The following is a 22342-nucleotide window of genomic DNA, read 5'->3' on the forward strand; positions in this document are numbered from 1 at the left end:
CGTCTCGGTTGGACACCTGATAAACTGCACCCTTGCCCTGTCTACAAATTGGAACACACGTGGAAATTTTCAAGGAATTCACTTTCGAGTCTGCCCATCGGCTTCCTCATGTACCCGAGGGACATAAGTGCGGTCGCTTGCATGGCCATTCCTTCAAGGTCGCTATCTATCTGAAGGGCGATGTTGATCCTCACACCGGCTGGATACGTGATTTCTCCGAAATCAAATCGATATTCAAGCCGCTTTATGAACGCCTCGACCACAACTACCTGAATGACATTTCCGGTCTCGAGAATCCTACCAGCGAGAACCTTGCGAAATGGATCTGGCAAGAGCTCAAGCCGCTCTTGCCTGAGCTGTCCAAGATCCGCATCCACGAAACATGCACAAGCGGCTGCGAGTACGTCGGCGACTGACAGGCGCACCAAGAAAAACCACCCAGACGGGTGGTTTTTTTGTGCGTGCCAATCGGTATTTTTGCCTTTAGAAAGACAAAACCCCTACCTGCTCGCGCAGATAGGGGTTTCGGAATTGAATCTTGACGATGACCTACTCTCACATGGGGAAACCCCACACTACCATCGGCGATGCATCGTTTCACTGCTGAGTTCGGGATGGGATCAGGTGGTTCCAATGCTCTATGGTCGTCAAGAAATTCTGTAGCCGGGATGCCCTTGGGAGGCACTCCAGCGAATCGGGTATGTGATGTTCGTGGGTTGTCTTGCTGCGAACTTTCGGTTCGTGTCATCTCCACAGTCACCGCAATCTGGTCATTCGACGCAAATTGCTTGGGTGTTATATGGTCAAGCCTCACGGGCAATTAGTATGGGTTAGCTCAACGCCTCACAGCGCTTACACACCCCACCTATCAACGTCGTAGTCTTCGACGGCCCTTCAGGGAACTCAAGGTTCCAGTGAGATCTCATCTTGAGGCAAGTTTCCCGCTTAGATGCTTTCAGCGGTTATCTTTTCCGAACATAGCTACCCGGCAATGCCACTGGCGTGACAACCGGAACACCAGAGGTTCGTCCACTCCGGTCCTCTCGTACTAGGAGCAGCCCCTCTCAAATCTCAAACGTCCACGGCAGATAGGGACCGAACTGTCTCACGACGTTCTAAACCCAGCTCGCGTACCACTTTAAATGGCGAACAGCCATACCCTTGGGACCGGCTTCAGCCCCAGGATGTGATGAGCCGACATCGAGGTGCCAAACACCGCCGTCGATATGAACTCTTGGGCGGTATCAGCCTGTTATCCCCGGAGTACCTTTTATCCGTTGAGCGATGGCCCTTCCATACAGAACCACCGGATCACTAAGACCTACTTTCGTACCTGCTCGACGTGTCTGTCTCGCAGTCAAGCGCGCTTTTGCCTTTATACTCTACGACCGATTTCCGACCGGTCTGAGCGCACCTTCGTACTCCTCCGTTACTCTTTAGGAGGAGACCGCCCCAGTCAAACTACCCACCATACACTGTCCTCGATCCGGATGACGGACCTGAGTTAGAACCTCAAAGTTGCCAGGGTGGTATTTCAAGGTTGGCTCCACGCAGACTGGCGTCCACGCTTCAAAGCCTCCCACCTATCCTACACAAGCAAATTCAAAGTCCAGTGCAAAGCTATAGTAAAGGTTCACGGGGTCTTTCCGTCTAGCCGCGGATACACTGCATCTTCACAGCGATTTCAATTTCACTGAGTCTCGGGTGGAGACAGCGCCGCCATCGTTACGCCATTCGTGCAGGTCGGAACTTACCCGACAAGGAATTTCGCTACCTTAGGACCGTTATAGTTACGGCCGCCGTTTACCGGGGCTTCGATCAAGAGCTTCGCTTGCGCTAACCCCATCAATTAACCTTCCGGCACCGGGCAGGCGTCACACCCTATACGTCCACTTTCGTGTTTGCAGAGTGCTGTGTTTTTAATAAACAGTCGCAGCGGCCTGGTATCTTCGACCGGCATGAGCTTACGGAGCAAGTCCTTCACCCTCACCGGCGCACCTTCTCCCGAAGTTACGGTGCCATTTTGCCTAGTTCCTTCACCCGAGTTCTCTCAAGCGCCTTGGTATTCTCTACCCAACCACCTGTGTCGGTTTGGGGTACGGTTCCTGGTTACCTGAAGCTTAGAAGCTTTTCTTGGAAGCATGGCATCAACCACTTCGTCGTCTGAAAGACAACTCGTCATCAGCTCTCGGCCTTGAGATCCCGGATTTACCTAAGATCTCAGCCTACCACCTTAAACTTGGACAACCAACGCCAAGCTGGCCTAGCCTTCTCCGTCCCTCCATCGCAATAACCAGAAGTACAGGAATATTAACCTGTTTTCCATCGACTACGCTTTTCAGCCTCGCCTTAGGGACCGACTAACCCTGCGTCGATTAACGTTGCGCAGGAAACCTTGGTCTTTCGGCGTGGGTGTTTTTCACACCCATTGTCGTTACTCATGTCAGCATTCGCACTTCTGATACCTCCAGCAAGCTTCTCAACTCACCTTCACAGGCTTACAGAACGCTCCTCTACCGCATCACCAAAAGGTGATACCCGTAGCTTCGGTACCTGGTTTGAGCCCCGTTACATCTTCCGCGCAGGCCGACTCGACTAGTGAGCTATTACGCTTTCTTTAAAGGGTGGCTGCTTCTAAGCCAACCTCCTAGCTGTCTAAGCCTTCCCACATCGTTTCCCACTTAACCAGGATTTTGGGACCTTAGCTGACGGTCTGGGTTGTTTCCCTTTTCACGACGGACGTTAGCACCCGCCGTGTGTCTCCCATGCTCGGCACTTGTAGGTATTCGGAGTTTGCATCGGTTTGGTAAGTCGGGATGACCCCCTAGCCGAAACAGTGCTCTACCCCCTACAGTGATACATGAGGCGCTACCTAAATAGCTTTCGAGGAGAACCAGCTATCTCCGAGCTTGATTAGCCTTTCACTCCGATCCACAGGTCATCCGCTAACTTTTCAACGGTAGTCGGTTCGGTCCTCCAGTCAGTGTTACCTAACCTTCAACCTGCCCATGGATAGATCGCCCGGTTTCGGGTCTATACCCAGCGACTAAACGCCCTATTAAGACTCGCTTTCGCTACGCCTCCCCTATTCGGTTAAGCTCGCCACTGAATATAAGTCGCTGACCCATTATACAAAAGGTACGCAGTCACAGAACAAGTCTGCTCCCACTGCTTGTACGCATACGGTTTCAGGATCTATTTCACTCCCCTCTCCGGGGTTCTTTTCGCCTTTCCCTCACGGTACTAGTTCACTATCGGTCAGTCAGTAGTATTTAGCCTTGGAGGATGGTCCCCCCATATTCAGACAAGGTTTCTCGTGCCCCGTCCTACTCGATTTCATTGACAAGAGATTTTCGCGTACAGGGCTATCACCCACTATGGCCGCACTTTCCAGAGCGTTCCGCTAATCTCAAACCAACTTAAGGGCTGGTCCCCGTTCGCTCGCCACTACTAAGGGAATCTCGGTTGATTTCTTTTCCTCAGGGTACTTAGATGTTTCAGTTCCCCTGGTTCGCTTCTCATGCCTATGTATTCAGCATGAGATAACTGTCTTATGACAGCTGGGTTCCCCCATTCAGACATCTCCGGATCACAGTCTGTTTGCCGACTCCCCGAAGCTTTTCGCAGGCTACCACGTCTTTCATCGCCTCTGACTGCCAAGGCATCCACCGTATGCGCTTCTTCACTTGACCATATAACCCCAAGCAATCTGGTTATACTGTGAAGACGACATTCGCCGAAAATTCGCATTTACTCTAAGAGCAACTCACAAATTTTACCTTAGCCTGAACAACACCAGTGAAAGTGCTGTCCAGTCTATCTTTCTATCACATACCCAAATTTTTAAAGAACGATTCTGAAAAAGATCAGAAATCAGCATTCAACCATCACTCGATGGAATGCTCATTTCTAAGCTTTGACAACGATGGAGCACCAAAAGTGGTGGAGCCAAGCGGGATCGAACCGCTGACCTCCTGCGTGCAAGGCAGGCGCTCTCCCAGCTGAGCTATGGCCCCATAATTGGTGGGTCTGGGCAGATTCGAACTGCCGACCTCACCCTTATCAGGGGTGCGCTCTAACCAACTGAGCTACAGACCCAATCGTCTTCTTCAATGAATCAAGCAATTCGTGTGGGAGCTCATGAGCCAGCTGTTGTCGTCGATTAAGGAGGTGATCCAGCCGCAGGTTCCCCTACGGCTACCTTGTTACGACTTCACCCCAGTCATGAATCACACCGTGGTAACCGTCCTCCCGAAGGTTAGACTAGCTACTTCTGGTGCAACCCACTCCCATGGTGTGACGGGCGGTGTGTACAAGGCCCGGGAACGTATTCACCGCGACATTCTGATTCGCGATTACTAGCGATTCCGACTTCACGCAGTCGAGTTGCAGACTGCGATCCGGACTACGATCGGTTTTGTGAGATTAGCTCCACCTCGCGGTTTGGCGACCCTCTGTACCGACCATTGTAGCACGTGTGTAGCCCAGGCCGTAAGGGCCATGATGACTTGACGTCATCCCCACCTTCCTCCGGTTTGTCACCGGCAGTCTCCTTAGAGTGCCCACCATAACGTGCTGGTAACTAAGGACAAGGGTTGCGCTCGTTACGGGACTTAACCCAACATCTCACGACACGAGCTGACGACAGCCATGCAGCACCTGTCTCAATGTTCCCGAAGGCACCAATCCATCTCTGGAAAGTTCATTGGATGTCAAGGCCTGGTAAGGTTCTTCGCGTTGCTTCGAATTAAACCACATGCTCCACCGCTTGTGCGGGCCCCCGTCAATTCATTTGAGTTTTAACCTTGCGGCCGTACTCCCCAGGCGGTCAACTTAATGCGTTAGCTGCGCCACTAAGAGTTCAAGACTCCCAACGGCTAGTTGACATCGTTTACGGCGTGGACTACCAGGGTATCTAATCCTGTTTGCTCCCCACGCTTTCGCACCTCAGTGTCAGTATGAGCCCAGGTGGTCGCCTTCGCCACTGGTGTTCCTTCCTATATCTACGCATTTCACCGCTACACAGGAAATTCCACCACCCTCTGCTCTACTCTAGCTTGCCAGTTTTGGATGCAGTTCCCAGGTTGAGCCCGGGGATTTCACATCCAACTTAACAAACCACCTACGCGCGCTTTACGCCCAGTAATTCCGATTAACGCTTGCACCCTCTGTATTACCGCGGCTGCTGGCACAGAGTTAGCCGGTGCTTATTCTGTCGGTAACGTCAAAACAGCAAGGTATTCGCTTACTGCCCTTCCTCCCAACTTAAAGTGCTTTACAATCCGAAGACCTTCTTCACACACGCGGCATGGCTGGATCAGGCTTTCGCCCATTGTCCAATATTCCCCACTGCTGCCTCCCGTAGGAGTCTGGACCGTGTCTCAGTTCCAGTGTGACTGATCATCCTCTCAGACCAGTTACGGATCGTCGCCTTGGTGAGCCATTACCTCACCAACTAGCTAATCCGACCTAGGCTCATCTGATAGCGCAAGGCCCGAAGGTCCCCTGCTTTCTCCCGTAGGACGTATGCGGTATTAGCGTTCCTTTCGAAACGTTGTCCCCCACTACCAGGCAGATTCCTAGGCATTACTCACCCGTCCGCCGCTGAATCAGGAAGCAAGCTTCCATCAACCGCTCGACTTGCATGTGTTAGGCCTGCCGCCAGCGTTCAATCTGAGCCATGATCAAACTCTTCAGTTCAATACTGCAATTAGGTTTTGAGAAAACCTTATAAACTTGGCTCAGCAATCGCAAACTCGAGCCCGAAGGATCGAGGTAACTCTTTGATTTCTCGCGGAGTCCTTGTGATGCTGATAATCTTGTTGACTAACAGTCTTAACTCACAAGCACCCACACGAATTGCTTGATTCAATTGTTAAAGAGCGGTGGGTTGATTCTTTCGTCTCAACCGAGGCGCGCATTCTACGCCAGCCTCACATCCTGTCAAGCGTTTATTTCGAAGTATTTTTCCAGAAACCTGAACAACTTCAAACACTTGACTCGCTTCGATCACTCGTCAGCGGGAGGCGAATTCTACAGCGTTTCAAACCGCTGTCAACCACCTTTTCTCACCGCTTCCGACCTGCAAGATCGAAGCACCTCCTCACTGCCTGAACGACTAACTCGTTGATTAACAAGGCGTTTATCGTTTCGGCTGCGCCGGAAGTGGGGCGAATTATAGACAGATCTGGAGGGGCGTCAACCACTTATTCAGATCTTTTTTGGAGTGACTGGTTTTCGCCCAATCAAACGCGGAATACGCCGCGCTACGGCGGGCACCCTAAGCAACATCAGGAACACCCCAGCTGCCGCGTATATGGACCACTCTTCCAGGTCGGCGCGAACGATCCAGAGAAAGTGCAGCAGTCCCAAGCCCAATACGACATACACGAGCCGATGCAGTTGCTTCCAACGGCGACCCAGCCGACGCTGACTGTAGCGGTTGGAGGTTATGGCCAGTGCCAACAGACAGAGGAATGCCAGGCTACCCACGATGATGTAGGGGCGTTTGATCAATTCGACGCCAAGCTGACTCCAGTCCAATCCCAGAATGAAGAAGAGATAGGCCGCAAGATGCAGGCATACATAGGCAAAGCACCATAGGCCCAACTGCCGGCGTACTGCTATCCACCCAGGCCAGCCGGACAACTTTTGCAGGGGCGTCATGCACAGGGTGATCAACACCAGCACCAGGGTACCCAAGCCCAAGCGGTCCACCAGCACTTTGCCTGGATCGGGCCCCAGGGCAAATATCCACGCCTGGTAGAGCCATAACAATGGCCATATGCAGGCGACCACGAACACACTCAAACGCCAGAACGGGTAACGCATCAGTAGTTTTTCCGCAGATCCATGCCGGTGTAGAGGGATGCCACTTCCTCGCCGTAGCCATTGAACATTGCCGTCTCGCGGACATTGGGGCTGAACAGCCCGCTGGGCAGACGACGTTCACGCGCCTGAGTCCAGCGCGGGTGATCGACTTCGGGGTTCACGTTGGCATAGAAGCCATACTCGCTGGGCGCGATGTTTTCCCAGGTCGTGGCAGGCTGCTCGCTGACCAGGCTGATACGGACGATGGATTTGACACTTTTAAACCCGTATTTCCATGGCACCACCAGGCGCAGGGGTGCGCCGTTCTGGTTGGGCAGTTCACGGCCATACATGCCGACGCCAAGAATCGCGAGGGGATTCATGGCTTCGTCCAGGCGCAGGCCTTCTACATAGGGCCAGTTGATCAAGGCAAAGCCGGAACGCTGGCCTGGCATGCTCTTGGGATCCTGCAAGGTTTCGAAGCGGATGAACTTGGCTTTCGAAGTGGGCTCGACCTGCTTGAGCAGGGCCGAGATGGGAAAGCCGATCCAGGGAATGACCATGGACCATGCCTCGACGCAACGCAGCCGATAGATGCGCTCTTCAAGCTGATAGGGCTTCATGAAGTCTTCGAGGGCATAGCGCCCAGGCTTGCCGACCTCGCCATCTATCACGACCGACCAGGGTTCGGTTTTCAGTGAGCCAGCGTTGGCCGCCGGATCGCCTTTGCCGGTGCCGAACTCATAGAAGTTGTTGTAGTGGGTGGCATCCTTGAAAGGCGTGATCGGCTCGCCTTGCACGGTGACCGCGCCCCAGCGTGTTTGACCAAGCTTGTCGTTCAGCCAGGCAGGAGCGCTGCCAGCTTCGACACCTTCATAGCGAGAGGGATCGGCAGCGGATGCCCAGGAAGGAAGTGCCGAGACGGCCAAGGCTGACGCGGTGACGCCCATGAGCGAGCGGCGAGAGAGATAGATCGGTTCGGGGGTGACTTCGGACTCTTTGCAGTCCGAAGCACGTGAGAGCTTGATGAGCATGATGCCTCCGTAGCCTTGGCGTGTTTACCTACCAAGAGACTACGGATTATGCGGGAAATTGAATTTACTCGGCCTTTTTGTGACGACGCATGCGTAACAAATACTGTACCGGGCCGGACGCCGCGTAAGCGAGGAAGATCAACAGCAGGATACGAGGCGGATCACTGAACACCACGGCGAACACCAATACCACCGCCAGGATCGCCACGAAGGGAACGCGACCCTTGAGGTCAAGCTCCTTGAAGCTGTTGTACTTGATGTTGCTGACCATCAGCATGCCGGCGGCCGCCACCAACAGGGCTACCAGGAAGGACATCTTCGAGCCCTGGATGCCGTAGTCGCTGAACGCCCATACCAGACCGGCCACCACACCAGCAGCGGCCGGGCTGGCCAGACCGATGAAGTAGCGTTTGTCGGCCGTGCCGACCTGGGTGTTGAAACGGGCCAGGCGCAGTGCAGCGCCGGCGACGTAGATGAAGGCCACCATCCAGCCGACCTTGCCCATGTCACCCAGCGCCCAACCAAAGGCCAGCAGCGCGGGTGCAACACCGAATGCGACCATGTCGGACAGTGAGTCGTATTCTGCGCCAAAGGCGCTCTGGGTGTTGGTCATGCGCGCAACGCGGCCATCGAGGCTGTCGAGCACCATGGCGACGAAGATTGCAATGGCTGCATAGGCGAAATACTTGCTGGCTTCGGCGGCATTGCCGGCGCTCTGGGCACTGATCGAGTTGATGATCGAGTAGAAACCCGCAAACAGGTTCGCCGTGGTGAACAGGTTGGGCAGGAGATAGATGCCGCGGTGCCGGACTTTGCGTCCTTCGGCGTCATGCCCTTCTTCGACATGCTCATCGATCGGCAGGAGGCTTTCGGCGTCAGGAGCCTTGTTTGGCTCTTCGGGACGTTCGCTCATGGACAATACCTTGCAACGGTGTGGAAAGTTTCGACAGGCGTCTGGGTCGAGGGTTCGACCGCAAAACGTTGCAGCTTTATACCAGAAGCTTGCCACCATAACGAAAAAACGCGGCCTGGGCCGCGTTTTCATCGCTTGGAACTGTATCAGTTCTTGGCTTTGTCGACGATCTTGTTGGCGGCGATCCACGGCATCATGGAGCGCAGTTGCTCGCCGATGACTTCGATGCCGTGAGCGGCGTTGTTGCGACGCTTGGCGGTCATCGACGGGTAGTTGGTGGCGCCTTCGTTGATGAACATCTTGGCGTACTCGCCGTCCTGGATGCGCTTGAGTGCATTGCGCATGGCCTGACGCGATTCGGCGTTGATAACTTCCGGGCCGGTCACGTACTCGCCGTATTCGGCGTTGTTGGAGATCGAGTAGTTCATGTTGGCGATACCGCCTTCGTACATGAGGTCGACGATCAGCTTGAGCTCGTGCAGGCACTCGAAGTAGGCCATTTCTGGTGCATAACCAGCTTCGACCAGGGTTTCGAAACCGGCCTTGACCAGCTCGACGGTACCGCCGCACAGAACGGCCTGCTCGCCGAACAGGTCGGTTTCGGTCTCGTCCTTGAACGTGGTTTCGATGATGCCGGTACGGCCGCCGCCTACGCCCGAAGCGTACGACAATGCGACGTTCTTGGCGTTGCCCGAGGCGTCCTGGTAGATGGCGATCAGGTCAGGAATACCGCCGCCTTTGACGAACTCGGTACGCACGGTGTGGCCTGGTGCCTTGGGTGCGATCATGATCACGTCCAGATCGGCACGTGGCACGACCTGATTGTAGTGAATGGCGAAGCCGTGGGAGAACGCCAGGGTCGCGCCCTGCTTGATGTTGGGTTCGACTTCGTTCTTGTACAGCTGGGACTGGAACTCGTCCGGGGTCAGGATCATGACCAGATCGGCACCGGCGACGGCAGTGGCGACGTCGGCTACTTTCAAGCCATGAGCTTCAGCCTTGGCGACAGTAGCCGAACCCTTGCGCAGGCCCACGGTGACGTCGACGCCCGAATCCTTCAGGTTGCACGCCTGGGCGTGGCCCTGGGAGCCGTAACCGATGATGGCTACTTTCTTGCCCTGGATGATCGAGAGGTCGCAATCTTTGTCGTAGTAAACTTTCATTGAATATCACCTGTTATCTAGGCCGTTTCGGCCAGTCGCTAATTGAGTTAGATGCTCAGCACTTTGTCGCCGCGAGCGATACCGGTCACGCCACTGCGCACGGTTTCGAGGATCGAGGCGGTGCCGATAGACTGCAGGAAGCTATCCAGCTTGTCGCTGGTGCCCGTCAGCTGAACGGTGTAGACGCTACTGCTGACATCAACGATCTGCCCACGGAAGATGTCCGTGGTGCGTTTGATCTCGGCGCGTTGGGCGCCAGTGGCCTTGACCTTGACCAGCATCAGTTCGCGTTCGATGTGAGCGCTTTCGGACAGGTCTACCAGCTTGACCACCTCGATCAACTTGTTGAGGTTCTTCGTGATCTGTTCGATCACTTCATCCTGCCCTACCGTGGTCAACGTCAGGCGCGACAGGGTCGGGTCTTCGGTGGGGGCCACGGTCAGGCTTTCGATGTTGTAGTTGCGCTGCGAGAACAGCCCTACCACGCGCGACAGGGCGCCGGGTTCGTTCTCGAGCAAAAGCGAAATGATGTGCCGCATGATTAGGTCCGCTCCGTCTTGCTGAGCCACATGTCGCGCATCGAGCCGTCCTTGATCTGCATCGGGTAGACGTGCTCGCCGACGTCGACCTGGATGTCGAGGAAGACCAGGCGGTCGGTCATGGCGAAGGCTTCTTCCATTTTCGGCTTGAGGTCCGCAAGGTCAGTGATGCGCATGCCGACGTGACCATACGCTTCGACCAGCTTGACGAAGTCGGGCAGCGATTCGACGTAGGAATGCGAGTGACGACCGCCGTAGCTCATGTCCTGCCACTGGCGCACCATGCCAAGTACCCCGTTGTTGAGCAGGATGATCTTGACCGGTAGGCCGTACTGCAGACAGGTGGACAACTCCTGAATGTTCATCTGGATACTGCCCTCCCCGGTCACGCAGGCAACGTGAGCATCGGGAAAGCTCATCTTGACGCCCATGGCCGCCGGGAAGCCGAAGCCCATGGTGCCAAGGCCACCGGAGTTGATCCAGCGGTTGGGTTTGTTGAACAGGTAGTACTGCGCCGCGAACATCTGGTGCTGGCCGACATCCGAAGTGACGTAGGCGTCGCCCTGAGTGACCTCGCAAAGCGTCTCGATGACCTTCTGCGGCTTGATCTTGGAGCCATCGCCCTTGTCGTAGGGGAACAGGCCGTTCTCGCCACGCCATTCTTCGACCTGCTTCCACCAACTGGCAACGGTGTCCTTGTTCGGGGTTTCGCCGATGTCCTTGAGGGTTGCGAGCATTTCGGTCAGGACACTGTCCACCGGACCCACGATCGGTACGTCGGCCTTGATGGTCTTGGAAATCGAGGCCGGGTCGATATCGATGTGGATGATCTTGGCATTGGGGCAGAACTTGGCCGCGCCGTTGATCACACGGTCGTCGAAGCGGGCACCCACGGCCAGGATCACGTCGGCGTGGTGCATGGCCAGGTTGGCGGTGTAGCTGCCGTGCATGCCGAGCATGCCGACGAACTGACGGTCCATGCCAGGGTAGGCCCCCAGGCCCATCAGGGTGTTGGTCACCGGCAGGTCGAGGATCTGCGCCAGCTCGGTCAGGGCCGTGGAGGCGCCGCCGAGAATGACACCGCCGCCGGCGTACATGACCGGACGCTTGGCGGCCAGGAGCATCTCAACGGCCTTGCGGATCTGGCCGGAATGACCACGAACCGCCGGGCTGTAGGAGCGCAGCTTGGCCTTCTTGGGATAGACGTACTCGAACTTGTCGGCCGGGTTGGTCATGTCCTTGGGGATGTCGACCACCACAGGGCCGGGACGACCGGACTGCGCCAGGTAGAAGGCCTTCTTCAGGACTTCGGGGATCTCCGAGGCGTGCTTGATCATGAAGCTGTGCTTCACGATGGGACGGGAGATACCGATCATGTCGGTTTCCTGGAACGCGTCGGTGCCGACCAGGGTGCTGGCCACCTGGCCCGAGAGGATCACCATCGGAATGGAGTCCATGTAGGCAGTGGCGATACCGGTAATGGCGTTGGTGGCACCCGGGCCGGACGTCACCAGTACCACGCCGGCCTTGCCGGTCGCGCGGGCATAGCCATCGGCCATGTGAGTTGCGGCCTGCTCGTGCCGGACCAGCACGTGCTCGACTGCGGGTTCCTTGAACAGGGCGTCATAGACATGCAGGAGGGCACCACCGGGGTACCCGTAGATGTGCTTAACGCCTTCGTCGCGCAGGAAGCGGACGACCATTTCAGCGCCAGATAAAAGCTCCACGTTGTTCACCTCTAAAACGCCAGAATACCGCTCCATGGGAACGGGTCTTAATAGGTTTACTGCCAGCAGAGCATGAGCGACGGTGGTCGCCGACGTACGTCAGCACTGACTGAGCAAGTATTGGGAGCACCCAAGTGTCACGGGCTTTCCCACCCAGCGCGAGGTAACGCGTTGCGGGTATTACGGGTCGGCGCTGGTGTGCGCCTGTGCTCTGCTGTGTGGGTCTGCTTCTGGCAGTCCCTGTACAGCGGACTTTGGATTGTTGTGATTCGTCTGCTGCAAGTCAAGTGATGCGTGCATTTTATTGCGCACCTGCACCCAAACAGCGCAATAAACCCTGCCTGGCCACTGAGCTATGGTAGTTTCATGCTTAACCAACCCTCAGAGAAGGCGCCATGCGTTCAACCGTTGCCGCAAGTTTCCTGCTGCTTGCCCTGTGTCCATTGGCCATGGCCGGGCAAATCTACAAATGGGTCGACAGCCAAGGCGTGACGCATTTTGATGCACAGCCGCCCAACGGCGTTCAGGCAACCGCTGTGGAAGGCGTGAAGCCGGTGACCCCGCCCGAGCCGATCTCCAACGAAGCCGTGATGAAAGCCAGTGGTGAGGCGGAGCAACGCCGTATCGACCGCAAGGTGAAGTCGCAGGTGGCCGACGAGACGTCGCGGCGCAACGAGTTCTGTACGGGGGTCAGGACCAACCTGGCGCAGCTCAAGAACAACCCGCGCGTGCTTCAGCAGGTCAATGGCGAGGTCAAGCGCCTGACCGAGCAGGAGCGTCAGGCGAGGATCGAAGAGGTGCGCAAGGTGATCGACGAGCAGTGCACGTGAACGCCTAGCGCACCTGGCCGATCAGCTCGTCGAAGCGCGCCAGGCTGGCACGCAGGCCGCGGCTCTGCTGTGGGCGATCGGCATAGACCATATCGGCCATGGCCAGGATGCCCGAGGCATTGGGCAATGGCAGGTCCTGCTCGATGATGGTCTTCATGCGTGGCAGGAAAATCCATTGCAACCACTGGTCGAAATCCAGGGTGTCGACGCTGAAGGGTTCGACGCTGGCCAGGGCTTCGGCGCTGGGCGGCTCGTCCTGCCACCAGCCCTGTTGGCGCAGTTCGCGCTCGATGAGCAACAGGTGCTCGGCGATCGCCAGGAAACGACCATCCATCAAGAGGCGCTCTTGGCTTTCTGGCGAGCCAGGTTGGCGCCAGCGGCATCACCCTGTTTGTCGCGGGACTGGGCGATGATGTTCCACAGGCTGGCCTGTAGATCAGGACGGCCATTGGCATAGGTCAGCGCGCGGCGGGCCAGTTGCTCGGCCTGGGCGGCGTCGCCCTGGGCCAGACGCACCTGCGCCAGCTTGTACAGGACCTGGGGTTCGCGCGGGGCAATTCGTTGTGCGCGCTCAAGACTCGAGGAAGCACCGTTCAGATCGCCACCGCCTTGCTGTTGCTGAGCCGTGGTCAACAGCGCAAGGACCGGACCGTCCAGTTGTTCGTCGGCAGACAAGCCGCCGCTGTTGCCGCTGGCACGCGGAATCCCGCTGGGGGCGCTGGCCGGCATGTTGTAGGTCGTGCTTGGCGCCGCTGGAGTATAGGCCGGCGCCTGGCTGACGGGCGCCGAGCTGCTGGGCCCAGGCACGATCGGGCCGGGCGTGATCGGCCCGGTGCTGATCGGTGCGTTGTTGCCCGGCGCGGGGAAGCTCTGGATCGGCTGCGAGCCCGCTCCCTGCGGCACCATGACGACCACGCCGGAATCTTCGGTGATCGCCTGGGCCTGAGCCTTGGGACGGACCACGGTGGTCTGGCGGAAACCGCCGGTGCGTGACACACGCTCGCCATTGGTGACCGCAGAGCCGGAATCGACCACGGGAATGGAGCCACGCTCCACGCTGGCACAGCCGTTGAGCAAAGCCAATGCCGTCAAGGCAGGAAACCACCACTTGTTCACTTCATTCCCCTTCGCTTAGTTCAACCAGCCTTTGACCCAGTCCATCACCGAATCGTCGGTGGCCGGATTGGCGCCGCCGCATGCGGTGCCTGGAGTCGGTTCGCTGCCGCGAATATACGGCATCTGCACGGCGTTGGGGCAGCTTGCGTCAGAGCCCTGTCCGGTCTTGGCGTCGACCCAGGCTTGCACGATGTTTTCCGGCACCGGTGTATCCAACGGCAGCGGATCGGCTTTCTTCATGAAGCTGGTCCAGACCTGCAACGCACCGGTGGCGCCGGTGAACGGTGTCTTGCCGTTGTCGTCACGGCCCAGCCAGACCACGGCCAGCACGTCCTGACTGAAGCCGGCAAACCAGCTGTCGCGCGAGTCGTTACTGGTACCGGTCTTGCCGGCCAGGTTCAGGTTGCTCGGCAGCACGCTGTAGACCGAACGCCCGGTACCTTCGCGCATCACCCGCTGCATGGCGTTCTGGATCAGGTAGATGGAGGCCGGATCGAAGCGCTGCTGGATCTGGAACGGGTAGCGCTTGAGCGGTTCACCTTCGGCTGTCAGCACACTGCGGATACCCCGCATCGGCGTGTTGAAACCGCCATTGGCCAGGGTCTGATACATGGTTGCCACCTGCATGGGTGCCAGGCCGCCCGCCCCCAGCAACATCGATGGGTAAGCCGGCCAATCGACCTGTACACCCAGCTTGCCGAGGGTCTTCAGCACGTTGGGCACGCCCAGGTCCAGGCCCAAACGGGCCGTCGACAGGTTGTAGGAATGGGCAAGGCCCTGGTAGAGGAACACCGTGCCGTTGGAGTTGCGTTCGTAGTTCTGCGGCTTCCAGATCTGGCCGTCTGCGCCCTTGACCGAGAACGGCACGTCCTGCACCCAACTGGTCAGGGTGTATTTGCTCGGTTGCTCCAGCGCGGTCAGGTACACCGCTGGCTTGATCAGCGAGCCGATCGGGCGCACCGCATCGAGTGCTCGGTTGAAACCGGCGAAGCCCGGTACACGACTGCCGACCAAGGCCTGCACTTCACCGCTTTCGGGGTTGGTGACGACCATGGCCGCCTCGACCTCGTCCGAGCCCTTGCGTCCGGCCAGGCGCTTGAAGGTGTCGGTAACCGACGACTCGGCTTTCATCTGCAGGATAGGGTCGAAGCTGGTGAAGATGCGCAGGCCTTCTTCGGTCAAGTCTTCATCGCGATAGTCGTCGCGCAGCTGGCGCTTGACCAGATCAAGGAAGCCGGGGAACGAGCTGTCTGCCAGGCTGCCCCGCTTGGTCACGCCCAGCGGCATCTTCTTGGCCGCGTCAACCGCCTCCTGGGTTGCCACACCCTGCTGGGCCAGCAGGTCGAGAACGAGGTTGCGGCGTTCCATCGCCCGCTCCGGATTGCGGCGCGGGTTATAGGAAGACGGCCCCTTCACCATGCCCACCAACAACGCAACCTGGTGCAGCTTGAGCTCGGACAGCGGCTGGCTGAAGAAGAACTGGCTGGCCAGACCGAAGCCGTGCACGGCGCGCTGGCCGTCCTGGCCGACGAAGACCTCGTTGAGGTAGGCCTCGAGGATTTCACCTTTGTCGTAGTGCAGTTCCAGCAGCACCGCCATCATCGCTTCAGTCAACTTGCGAGTCAGGCTGCGCTCGTTGGTCAGGTAGAAGTTCTTGACCAACTGCTGGGTCAAGGTGCTGCCACCCTGGCGCATGGCCCCGGACGAGGTATTGACCCAGACGGCGCGGGCGATGGACTTGGGCGAGACGCCGAAGTGGTGGTAGAAGTCGCGGTCCTCGACGGTCACCAGGGTGTCGAGCAGGTACGGCGGCACCTGGTCGAGCTTGATCAGGATGCGGTCCTCGAGGTTTTTCGGATAAAGACCGCCGATCAGCAGCGGCTCGAGACGCACCACGGCAACCTTCTTGCCACCACTGCCGCTGAGTTCCGAGACATAGTCGCCGGAAAACTTCACGCGCACGGCCTGGGGTTGTTCAAGGCCCTCGTAGAACTGGAAGCCGCGGGTATTGAGGTCGACCGTATTGCCGTTGACCGAGTCGGTGCCCGGACCATCGACACTGGTTTGCCGACGGTAGCCAAGCGCGTCGAGTTCGGTCAGGAAATCATTCTTGGCCAGTTTCTGGCCGACGAACAGCTCGAGCGGGCGGGCGTACACCTTGGCGGGAATGGTCCAGCGCTTGCCGGAGAATTTCTCCTGGACCACGGCGTCCAGGTAGACGGCAAAGCCGGCCAGGATCACCAGGCCTACCAAGCCCAGCTTGAGGCCCCAGCCAAGCCAGGTGCGCAGGCCGCCTGAAGGCGATTTTTTGGGGGTACGGGAAGATCGGGTTCGAGTCATGGCGGCGGATTATACGCACTTTGAATTGTCGCGGGCAGGGACCGTTGGCGGTTTGCATCACCCGAGACAGTGGCCATAATGACGACCTTGAAACCATCCCTGTCTATGAAGGATCGCCTGTGAGCCAGACCCTGATCGCTGCCCTGCAAAACCCGGCCCTGTACCCGCATCCGGTGGAAGGGTTCCAGGTCATCGAGACGCATATCTCCTGGGTGATACTGACCGGGCCTTACGCCTACAAGATCAAGAAGCCGATGAACTTCGGCTTTCTGGACTTCTCGCAACTGTCCGACCGCGCGCATTTCTGCGCAGAAGAGCTGCGCCTCAACCAGCGCCTGACCCGCGACCTGTATCTGCAGGTGTTGCCGATCACCGGCAGCGCACAAGCGCCGCAGCTGGGCGGCGAAGGCGTGCCGATCGAGTACGCGCTGCAGATGCGTCAGTTCGAGGGCGGCAACCTGTTGAGCACGCTGCAGGCCAACGGCGAACTGACCCAGGCGCATGTGGATTCGCTGGCGAGGCAAATCGCCGACTTCCACCGTGCCGCACCCGTGGTACCGGATGCGCACGAAGCCGGTACGCCAAAGGCGGCGATGGCGCCGGTGGAGCAGAATTTCGAACAGATTCGTCCATTTCTCACCGACAAGGACGACCTGACTCAATTGGATGCGTTGCAGGCCTGGGCGCAGAGCAGCTATGTGCGCCTGGAACCGCTGCTGGCGCTGCGCAAGGAAGAAGGGTTCATCCGCGAGTGCCACGGCGACATTCACCTGGGCAACGCCACCGTCATCGATGGTGAAGTGGTGATCTTCGACTGCATCGAGTTCAACGAGCCGTTCCGCTTCACCGATGTCTATGCTGACGTCGGCTTCCTGGCCATGGACCTGGAAGACCGCGGACTCAAGAGCCTGGCGCGGCGCTTCATCAGCCAGTACCTGGAATTGACCGGGGACTACCAGGGCCTCGAGCTGCTGAACTTCTACAAGGCCTACCGTGCGCTGGTGCGGGCCAAGGTAGCGTTGTTCAGCATGGCGCCCGATGCCAGCGGCGTGGAGCGTGCGGCAACACTGCGCCAGTACCGCAACTACGCCAATCTGGCAGAAAGCTACAGTGCCATTCCTTCGCGTTTCCTGGCCGTGACCAGCGGCGTGTCCGCAGTAGGCAAGAGCCACGTTGCCCTGCGCCTGGTCGAGGCGCTGGGCGCCATACGCCTGCGCTCGGACGTGGAACGCAAGCGCCTGTTCGGTACCCAGACCGCTGAAACAGGCTTGTATGACGCCAGCACCAGCGAAGCGACCTACTTGCACCTGCATGCGCTGGCGGCGCATGTGCTGCGTGCTGGCCTGCCGGTGGTGATCGATGCCACCTACCTGAAAGCCGACCAACGCGCAGCTGCGGCCCAGGTTGCCGAATCGACCGGGGTGCCGTTCCTGATCCTGGATTGCAATGCGCCAGCAGCGGTGATTTCAAGCTGGCTACAGCAGCGTCAGGCGCACTCCGACGATCCTTCGGATGCCACCCAGGCGGTGATCGACGCCCAGCAAGCCAGCCGCGAACCCTTGAGCGAAACCGAGCTGCTGCAGACCCGCCGTGTGGAAACCCATGAAAGCGGCAGCCTGGACACCTTGGTGCAGCAGATTCGCCAACGCTTGCCGGGCCTGTGATGCCCCGCTGAGCCGGGCTTTGGGCAGATCGGTGATTTTGCGCCGGTCTGCCGCCGCTACACTGTTCGCTGCACGCATGTTCCATCGCCCCCTCTCATGCCTTGGCCGATGCCAGGAGGTTTGATGACCGATGAACTTCTGGCCCTGAAGAACCTGGGCAAGACCTCCGCTCAATGGCTCCATGCTATCGGCATCCACAACGCTTCCGATCTTCGCCGGGCAGGCGCCGTGCAGGCGTACTGCGCGGTGCGCAATCGCGGCTTTCGCGCGTCGAAAGTGTTGTTGTATGCCATCGAAGGCGCTCTGCGGGACGTGCACTGGAGCGAACTGTCGTGCGAACGCAAACAGACCTTGAACCGCCAGGTCGCTGCCCTGCTGCCTTCCGGCAGATTTTAAAGCCTTGTGCGCGCGGTCACAGGAAATAAATGCGCAGAGCGCTTGACTCTTAAATGAGAATCGTTATGATTATCACATCCAGTCGCGAGACTGGTGATCTCTGAAAGGCCCTTGGTTCGGACTTTCAGATGTCTCCTCATCAGGCTAATCACGGTTATTGACCCGGCACTTTGCCGGGTCTTTTTTTTGCCCAGATTTCGCCCGCGCGCCTGGTGTCCTGAATTACAGGATCACAGGCAGGCGCCGGTCAATGAAGATTTCTCGTGCATCCAGATGCACACCATAGGCCAGCACTTCGACACCGGCATCGACTGCCTGGCGCAACGCCAGCGCGTAGCCTGCGTCGATCTCGGAGGCCGGGCGCACGGCGTCCACACCGTCGATATTGACGCAATACAATTGCACGGCGCGCACTCCGCTGCGGGCCAGCACCGCCAACTCACGCAGGTGCTTGGCGCCGCGTTGAGTGACGGCATCGGGAAACGCTGCTATGCGGCTGTCGGCAAAGCCCAGGGTTACGCTCTTCACTTCGACCCATGCGGGGCCATCCGGGTAATCCAGACGGAAGTCGATACGACTGCGCTCCTGGCCATAGGGCACTTCGCGCTTGAGTGCAGTGAACCCTGCCAGCTCCGGTATCCGGCCGGCAGTCAACGCCTCCTCGACCAGTGCATTGGCGCGTGCGGTATTGATGCACGCCAGGCGGCCTTGCGGTGTCTCACCGATTTCCCAGGTGCCAGGCAGCTTGCGCCTGGGGTCGCTGGAGCGAGTGAACCAGACGCGCCCGCCGGGCATCATGCAATTGAGCATCGAGCCGGTGTTAGGGCAGTGAATGGTCAGGCGCTCGCCGTCTTCAAGCTCGATGTCGGCGAGAAACCGCTTGTAGCGCTGGATCAGGCGCCCTTGTTCCAGGATCGGCGAGAAGATCATCTTGCCTGCCAGCTTTGCAGGCCACGGGCGATCCGCGCCACGGCCTGTTCCAGACGCGGAAGGCTTTGGGTGTAGGCGAAGCGGACATGGTGGCCGGCCTTGTGACGGCCAAAATCCAGCCCGGGCGTGAAGGCCACGTGTTCGGTTTCCAGGAAGTGCTGGCAGAAGGCGAAGGCATCGTCGCTGAAGGCACTGATGTCCGCGTACAGGTAGAAGGCACCTTCGGGCTCGACCGCGATGGCGAAGCCCAAGGCACGCAGGGCGGGCAGCAGATAGTCGCGGCGATGCCCGAACGCTGCTCGGCGCTGCTCGAAGATTTCCAGCGTGGCCGGTTCGAAGCACGCCAACGCCGCATGCTGAGCCATGCTCGGGGCGCTGATGTACAGATTCTGCGCCAGTTTTTCCAGTTCCGGAATGGCTTGGGGTGGCGCCACCAGCCAGCCGAGCCGCCAGCCGGTCATTCCGAAATACTTGGAAAAACTATTTAGGACGAAGGCGTCGTTGTCCACTTCCAGCACACTGGCGGCCGTCGTGCCGTACGTTAGTCCATGGTAGATCTCGTCGACCACCAGATGCCCTTGCCGATCCTTGACGGCCCGGCTCAAGGCGCTTAGCTCATCCTTGTTCAGCAGCGTGCCGGTGGGGTTGGCCGGCGATGCCACCAGGGCCCCGACGCTGTGCTCGTCCCAGTGTTGCTCGACGAGCTGGGCATTGAGCTGGTAGCGCTGTTCGGGCCCCACCGGCACCAGATGTGCCGCGCCTTCGACCAGGCGCAGGAAGTGCCGATTGCACGGGTAGCCGGGGTCTGCCAGAAGCCAGTGCTTGCCCGGATCGACCAGCAGGCTGGCCGCCAGCAGCAGGGCTCCCGAGCCGCCGGGCGTGATCATGATCCGCTGCGGATCGATGTCCAGGCCGTAGCGCTGCCGGTAGAATCCGGCAATCGCCTCGCGTAGCGCCGGCAGCCCCCGTGCCGCGGTGTAGCGGGTGTGGCCGGCGGCCAATGCGGCCTGCCCGGCGGCGACGATGGGGGCTGCGGTGGTGAAGTCCGGCTCACCGATTTCCAGGTGAATGACGTCGTGGCCCTGGCTCTGCAGTTCGTTGGCCCTGGCCAGCAGCGCCATCACGTGAAACGGTTCGATGGCGCGACTTCGTGCGCTGTAGAGCGGAGCCATAGGTATTCCTTGCAACGAAGAAAAAGCCGATTCTACCCAACCTTTGCATCGAACGTTTCACGCATCGCGCGATCGAAACCCACCACATCGTGCCTGCGACGCAGGCGTTCCAGGCACGACAACCGGGAGTAGCGCGTGCTGGTTCGATCTGGTAAGTTCGCCGGCTTGCAGTCGCAGGGCCGGCGGGTGTCGGAGAAGGATCATCCTGCGCAATGGATTAGTAGAGCGAGAGGCGGTCGATTCATGCCCACCAATGAAAAGCAAAAAAGCAATGACAGCACTGCCGGCGTCGAACCCTACGTTCAAACCAAAGGCGAGGAGTACATGGGCGCGCCAATGCGTGCTCACTTCACCAAGGTTCTGAACAAGTGGAAACAGGACTTGATGCAGGAAGTGGATCGCACCGTCGACCACATGAAGGATGAAGCCGCTAACTTTCCGGACCCGGCCGATCGCGCCAGCCAGGAAGAGGAATTCAGCCTCGAACTGCGCGCACGCGATCGCGAACGCAAGTTGATCAAGAAGATCGACAAGACGCTGCAATTGATCGAAGACGAAGAGTACGGCTGGTGCGAATCCTGCGGCATCGAGATCGGCATTCGCCGCCTCGAAGCGCGCCCAACCGCCGATCTGTGCATCGACTGCAAGACCTTGGCGGAAATCAAGGAAAAACAGGTCGGCAAATGACCTGTCGACAAAGGGGCGCCACGGCGCCCCTTTGTATGTGTATTGCCCGTAGAATCCTGCGCCCATGACTACCTCTCCTTATATAGGTCGCTTCGCCCCGACCCCGAGCGGCTACCTGCATTTCGGCTCCCTGGTGGCCGCGTTGGCATCGTGGCTGGATGCGCGTGCTGCGGGCGGTCGCTGGCTGGTGCGCATGGAGGACCTGGATCCTCCACGGGAAGTCGCCGGCGCACAGGCAGCCATCCTCAAGACCCTGGAGAGCTATGGCTTGCAGTGGGACGGTGAGGTGGTCCACCAAAGCCTGCGCCATGACGCCTACCAGCAGGTGATCGATCGCTTGCTCGCGCAGGGGCTGGCCTATGCCTGTACCTGCTCGCGCAAACAGCTGGAACCCTATCAGGGCATCTATCCCGGTACCTGCCGCAATGCCGGGCACGCCACGCAGGATGCCGCCATCCGCCTGCGCGTCCCGGAATTGCTGTATCGATTCCAAGACCGCGTGCAGGGAGCGTATTCACAGCACCTGGGGCGTGAGTCAGGGGATTTCGTCATTCGCCGTCGCGACGGCTTGTACGCCTATCAGTTGGCAGTGGTCCTAGACGATGCGTGGCAGGGAGTGACCGACATCGTGCGCGGCGCCGATCTGCTCGATTCGACCCCACGGCATTTGTATCTGCAGGAGCTGTTGGGGCTGTCGCAACCACGGTACCTGCATGTCCCGCTGATCATCCAGCCAGACGGCCACAAATTGGGCAAAAGCTACCGCTCCCCGCCACTGGATCCGGATCAGGCGGCTGCGCTGTTGGTGCGTGCCTTGTGCGCCCTGGGCCAGCGACCCGAAGCCGATCTGGCCGATGGCAGCGTGGAAGATGTGCTGCGCTGGGGCATGGCGCATTGGGACAGTGGCGCGATTGCCCCGGTTCCTACCCTCCCGGAGGCCGGCCTGGGAGAGCGGTGATCGGCTCTTCGCAGCGACACGCCGATCCGCTACCATCGGCGCACTGTTTTTGCACAGCTCCCC

At 58.8% G+C, this 22342-nt stretch carries 17 protein-coding genes, 2 tRNA genes and 3 rRNA genes; 6 read left to right on the top strand and 16 right to left on the bottom strand.

Annotation, left to right across the window (positions count from 1 at the left end; genetic code table 11):
• Positions 1-59: 59 nt before the first annotated feature.
• Positions 60-416 carry a 6-carboxytetrahydropterin synthase QueD gene (gene queD / locus LT40_RS12695; protein ID WP_043190686.1) on the top strand — a complete coding sequence of 119 codons (357 nt, stop codon included), beginning with the start codon at positions 60-62 and terminating at the stop codon, positions 414-416.
• 120 nt (positions 417-536) lie between these two features.
• Here queD and rrf read toward each other — a convergent pair.
• The 11 genes from rrf to LT40_RS12750 form a co-directional block, all read right to left on the bottom strand.
• Positions 537-652: ribosomal RNA gene (rrf, locus tag LT40_RS12700) — 5S ribosomal RNA — on the bottom strand.
• A gap of 147 nt (positions 653-799) precedes the next feature.
• Positions 800-3692: ribosomal RNA gene (locus LT40_RS12705) — 23S ribosomal RNA — on the bottom strand.
• A 248-nt stretch (positions 3693-3940) separates the two neighbouring features.
• Positions 3941-4016, bottom strand: a tRNA-Ala gene (locus LT40_RS12710).
• Between the two features lie 5 nt (positions 4017-4021).
• Positions 4022-4098, bottom strand: a tRNA-Ile gene (locus tag LT40_RS12715).
• A 65-nt stretch (positions 4099-4163) separates the two neighbouring features.
• Positions 4164-5700 (bottom strand): 16S ribosomal RNA (locus tag LT40_RS12720).
• The 16S, 23S and 5S rRNA genes sit together here with 2 tRNA genes alongside, the layout of an rRNA operon.
• 510 nt (positions 5701-6210) lie before the next feature.
• Entirely contained in the window at positions 6211-6831 is a 621-nt protein-coding gene (msrQ, locus tag LT40_RS12725) for a protein-methionine-sulfoxide reductase heme-binding subunit MsrQ (protein WP_043190688.1), read from the bottom strand.
• Positions 6831-7844: a protein-methionine-sulfoxide reductase catalytic subunit MsrP gene (msrP, locus tag LT40_RS12730; protein WP_043190691.1), complete on the bottom strand. Its 1014-nt coding sequence runs from the start codon at positions 7842-7844 to the stop codon at positions 6831-6833. Before msrP ends, msrQ begins: the two co-directional genes overlap by 1 nt.
• A gap of 64 nt (positions 7845-7908) precedes the next feature.
• A complete protein-coding gene (gene pssA, locus LT40_RS12735) occupies positions 7909-8757 on the bottom strand; it encodes a CDP-diacylglycerol--serine O-phosphatidyltransferase (protein ID WP_043190694.1) in 849 nt (282 codons plus the stop codon).
• 146 nt (positions 8758-8903) lie between these two features.
• Positions 8904-9920 (bottom strand): ketol-acid reductoisomerase, encoded by a 1017-nt coding sequence (gene ilvC / locus LT40_RS12740; RefSeq protein WP_043190697.1) that lies wholly within the window; start codon positions 9918-9920, stop codon positions 8904-8906.
• A 47-nt stretch (positions 9921-9967) separates the two neighbouring features.
• Positions 9968-10459 (bottom strand): acetolactate synthase small subunit, encoded by a 492-nt coding sequence (gene ilvN / locus LT40_RS12745; protein WP_043190700.1) that lies wholly within the window; start codon positions 10457-10459, stop codon positions 9968-9970.
• Between the two features lie 2 nt (positions 10460-10461).
• A complete protein-coding gene (locus LT40_RS12750; RefSeq protein WP_043193660.1) occupies positions 10462-12186 on the bottom strand; it encodes an acetolactate synthase 3 large subunit in 1725 nt (574 codons plus the stop codon).
• Between the two features lie 395 nt (positions 12187-12581).
• Between LT40_RS12750 and LT40_RS12755 the strand changes: the two genes are divergently transcribed.
• Positions 12582-13016: a DUF4124 domain-containing protein gene (locus LT40_RS12755; RefSeq protein ID WP_043190703.1), complete on the top strand. Its 435-nt coding sequence runs from the start codon at positions 12582-12584 to the stop codon at positions 13014-13016.
• A 4-nt stretch (positions 13017-13020) separates the two neighbouring features.
• On the opposite strand, the gene LT40_RS12760 is transcribed toward LT40_RS12755, so the two are convergent.
• From LT40_RS12760 to mrcB, 3 genes are read right to left on the bottom strand one after another with little or no spacing between them, the layout of a single operon-like run.
• A complete protein-coding gene (locus LT40_RS12760; protein WP_043190705.1) occupies positions 13021-13350 on the bottom strand; it encodes a YqcC family protein in 330 nt (109 codons plus the stop codon).
• Complete coding sequence (locus tag LT40_RS12765; protein ID WP_043190708.1) at positions 13350-14132, bottom strand: tetratricopeptide repeat protein; 783 nt, start codon at positions 14130-14132, stop codon at positions 13350-13352. The genes LT40_RS12760 and LT40_RS12765 overlap by 1 nt, the downstream gene beginning before the upstream one ends.
• Positions 14133-14147: 15 nt before the next feature.
• On the bottom strand, positions 14148-16472 hold the full coding sequence (gene mrcB / locus LT40_RS12770; protein WP_043190710.1) for a penicillin-binding protein 1B: 2325 nt from the start codon (positions 16470-16472) through the stop codon (positions 14148-14150).
• 119 nt (positions 16473-16591) lie between these two features.
• Between mrcB and LT40_RS12775 the strand changes: the two genes are divergently transcribed.
• Together LT40_RS12775 and LT40_RS12780 are read left to right on the top strand one after the other, a co-directional pair.
• Complete coding sequence (locus LT40_RS12775; RefSeq protein WP_043190712.1) at positions 16592-18136, top strand: bifunctional aminoglycoside phosphotransferase/ATP-binding protein; 1545 nt, start codon at positions 16592-16594, stop codon at positions 18134-18136.
• Positions 18137-18259: 123 nt separating this feature from the next.
• Positions 18260-18532 (top strand): TfoX/Sxy family protein, encoded by a 273-nt coding sequence (locus LT40_RS12780; RefSeq protein ID WP_043190714.1) that lies wholly within the window; start codon positions 18260-18262, stop codon positions 18530-18532.
• Between the two features lie 222 nt (positions 18533-18754).
• On the opposite strand, the gene sfsA is transcribed toward LT40_RS12780, so the two are convergent.
• Positions 18755-19462, bottom strand: coding sequence for a DNA/RNA nuclease SfsA (sfsA, locus tag LT40_RS12785; RefSeq protein ID WP_043190716.1), 708 nt, complete (start codon positions 19460-19462; stop codon positions 18755-18757).
• Positions 19459-20634 (bottom strand): pyridoxal phosphate-dependent aminotransferase, encoded by a 1176-nt coding sequence (locus LT40_RS12790; protein WP_043190720.1) that lies wholly within the window; start codon positions 20632-20634, stop codon positions 19459-19461. The genes sfsA and LT40_RS12790 overlap by 4 nt, the downstream gene beginning before the upstream one ends.
• Positions 20635-20877: 243 nt before the next feature.
• Between LT40_RS12790 and dksA the strand changes: the two genes are divergently transcribed.
• Positions 20878-21321, top strand: coding sequence for an RNA polymerase-binding protein DksA (gene dksA, locus LT40_RS12795; RefSeq protein WP_043190723.1), 444 nt, complete (start codon positions 20878-20880; stop codon positions 21319-21321).
• Positions 21322-21385: 64 nt separating this feature from the next.
• Entirely contained in the window at positions 21386-22279 is an 894-nt protein-coding gene (gene gluQRS / locus LT40_RS12800) for a tRNA glutamyl-Q(34) synthetase GluQRS (RefSeq protein ID WP_043190727.1), read from the top strand.
• Positions 22280-22342: the final 63 nt, after the last annotated feature.

This window comes from Pseudomonas rhizosphaerae (assembly GCF_000761155.1).
Lineage (GTDB): Bacteria > Pseudomonadota > Gammaproteobacteria > Pseudomonadales > Pseudomonadaceae > Aquipseudomonas > Aquipseudomonas rhizosphaerae.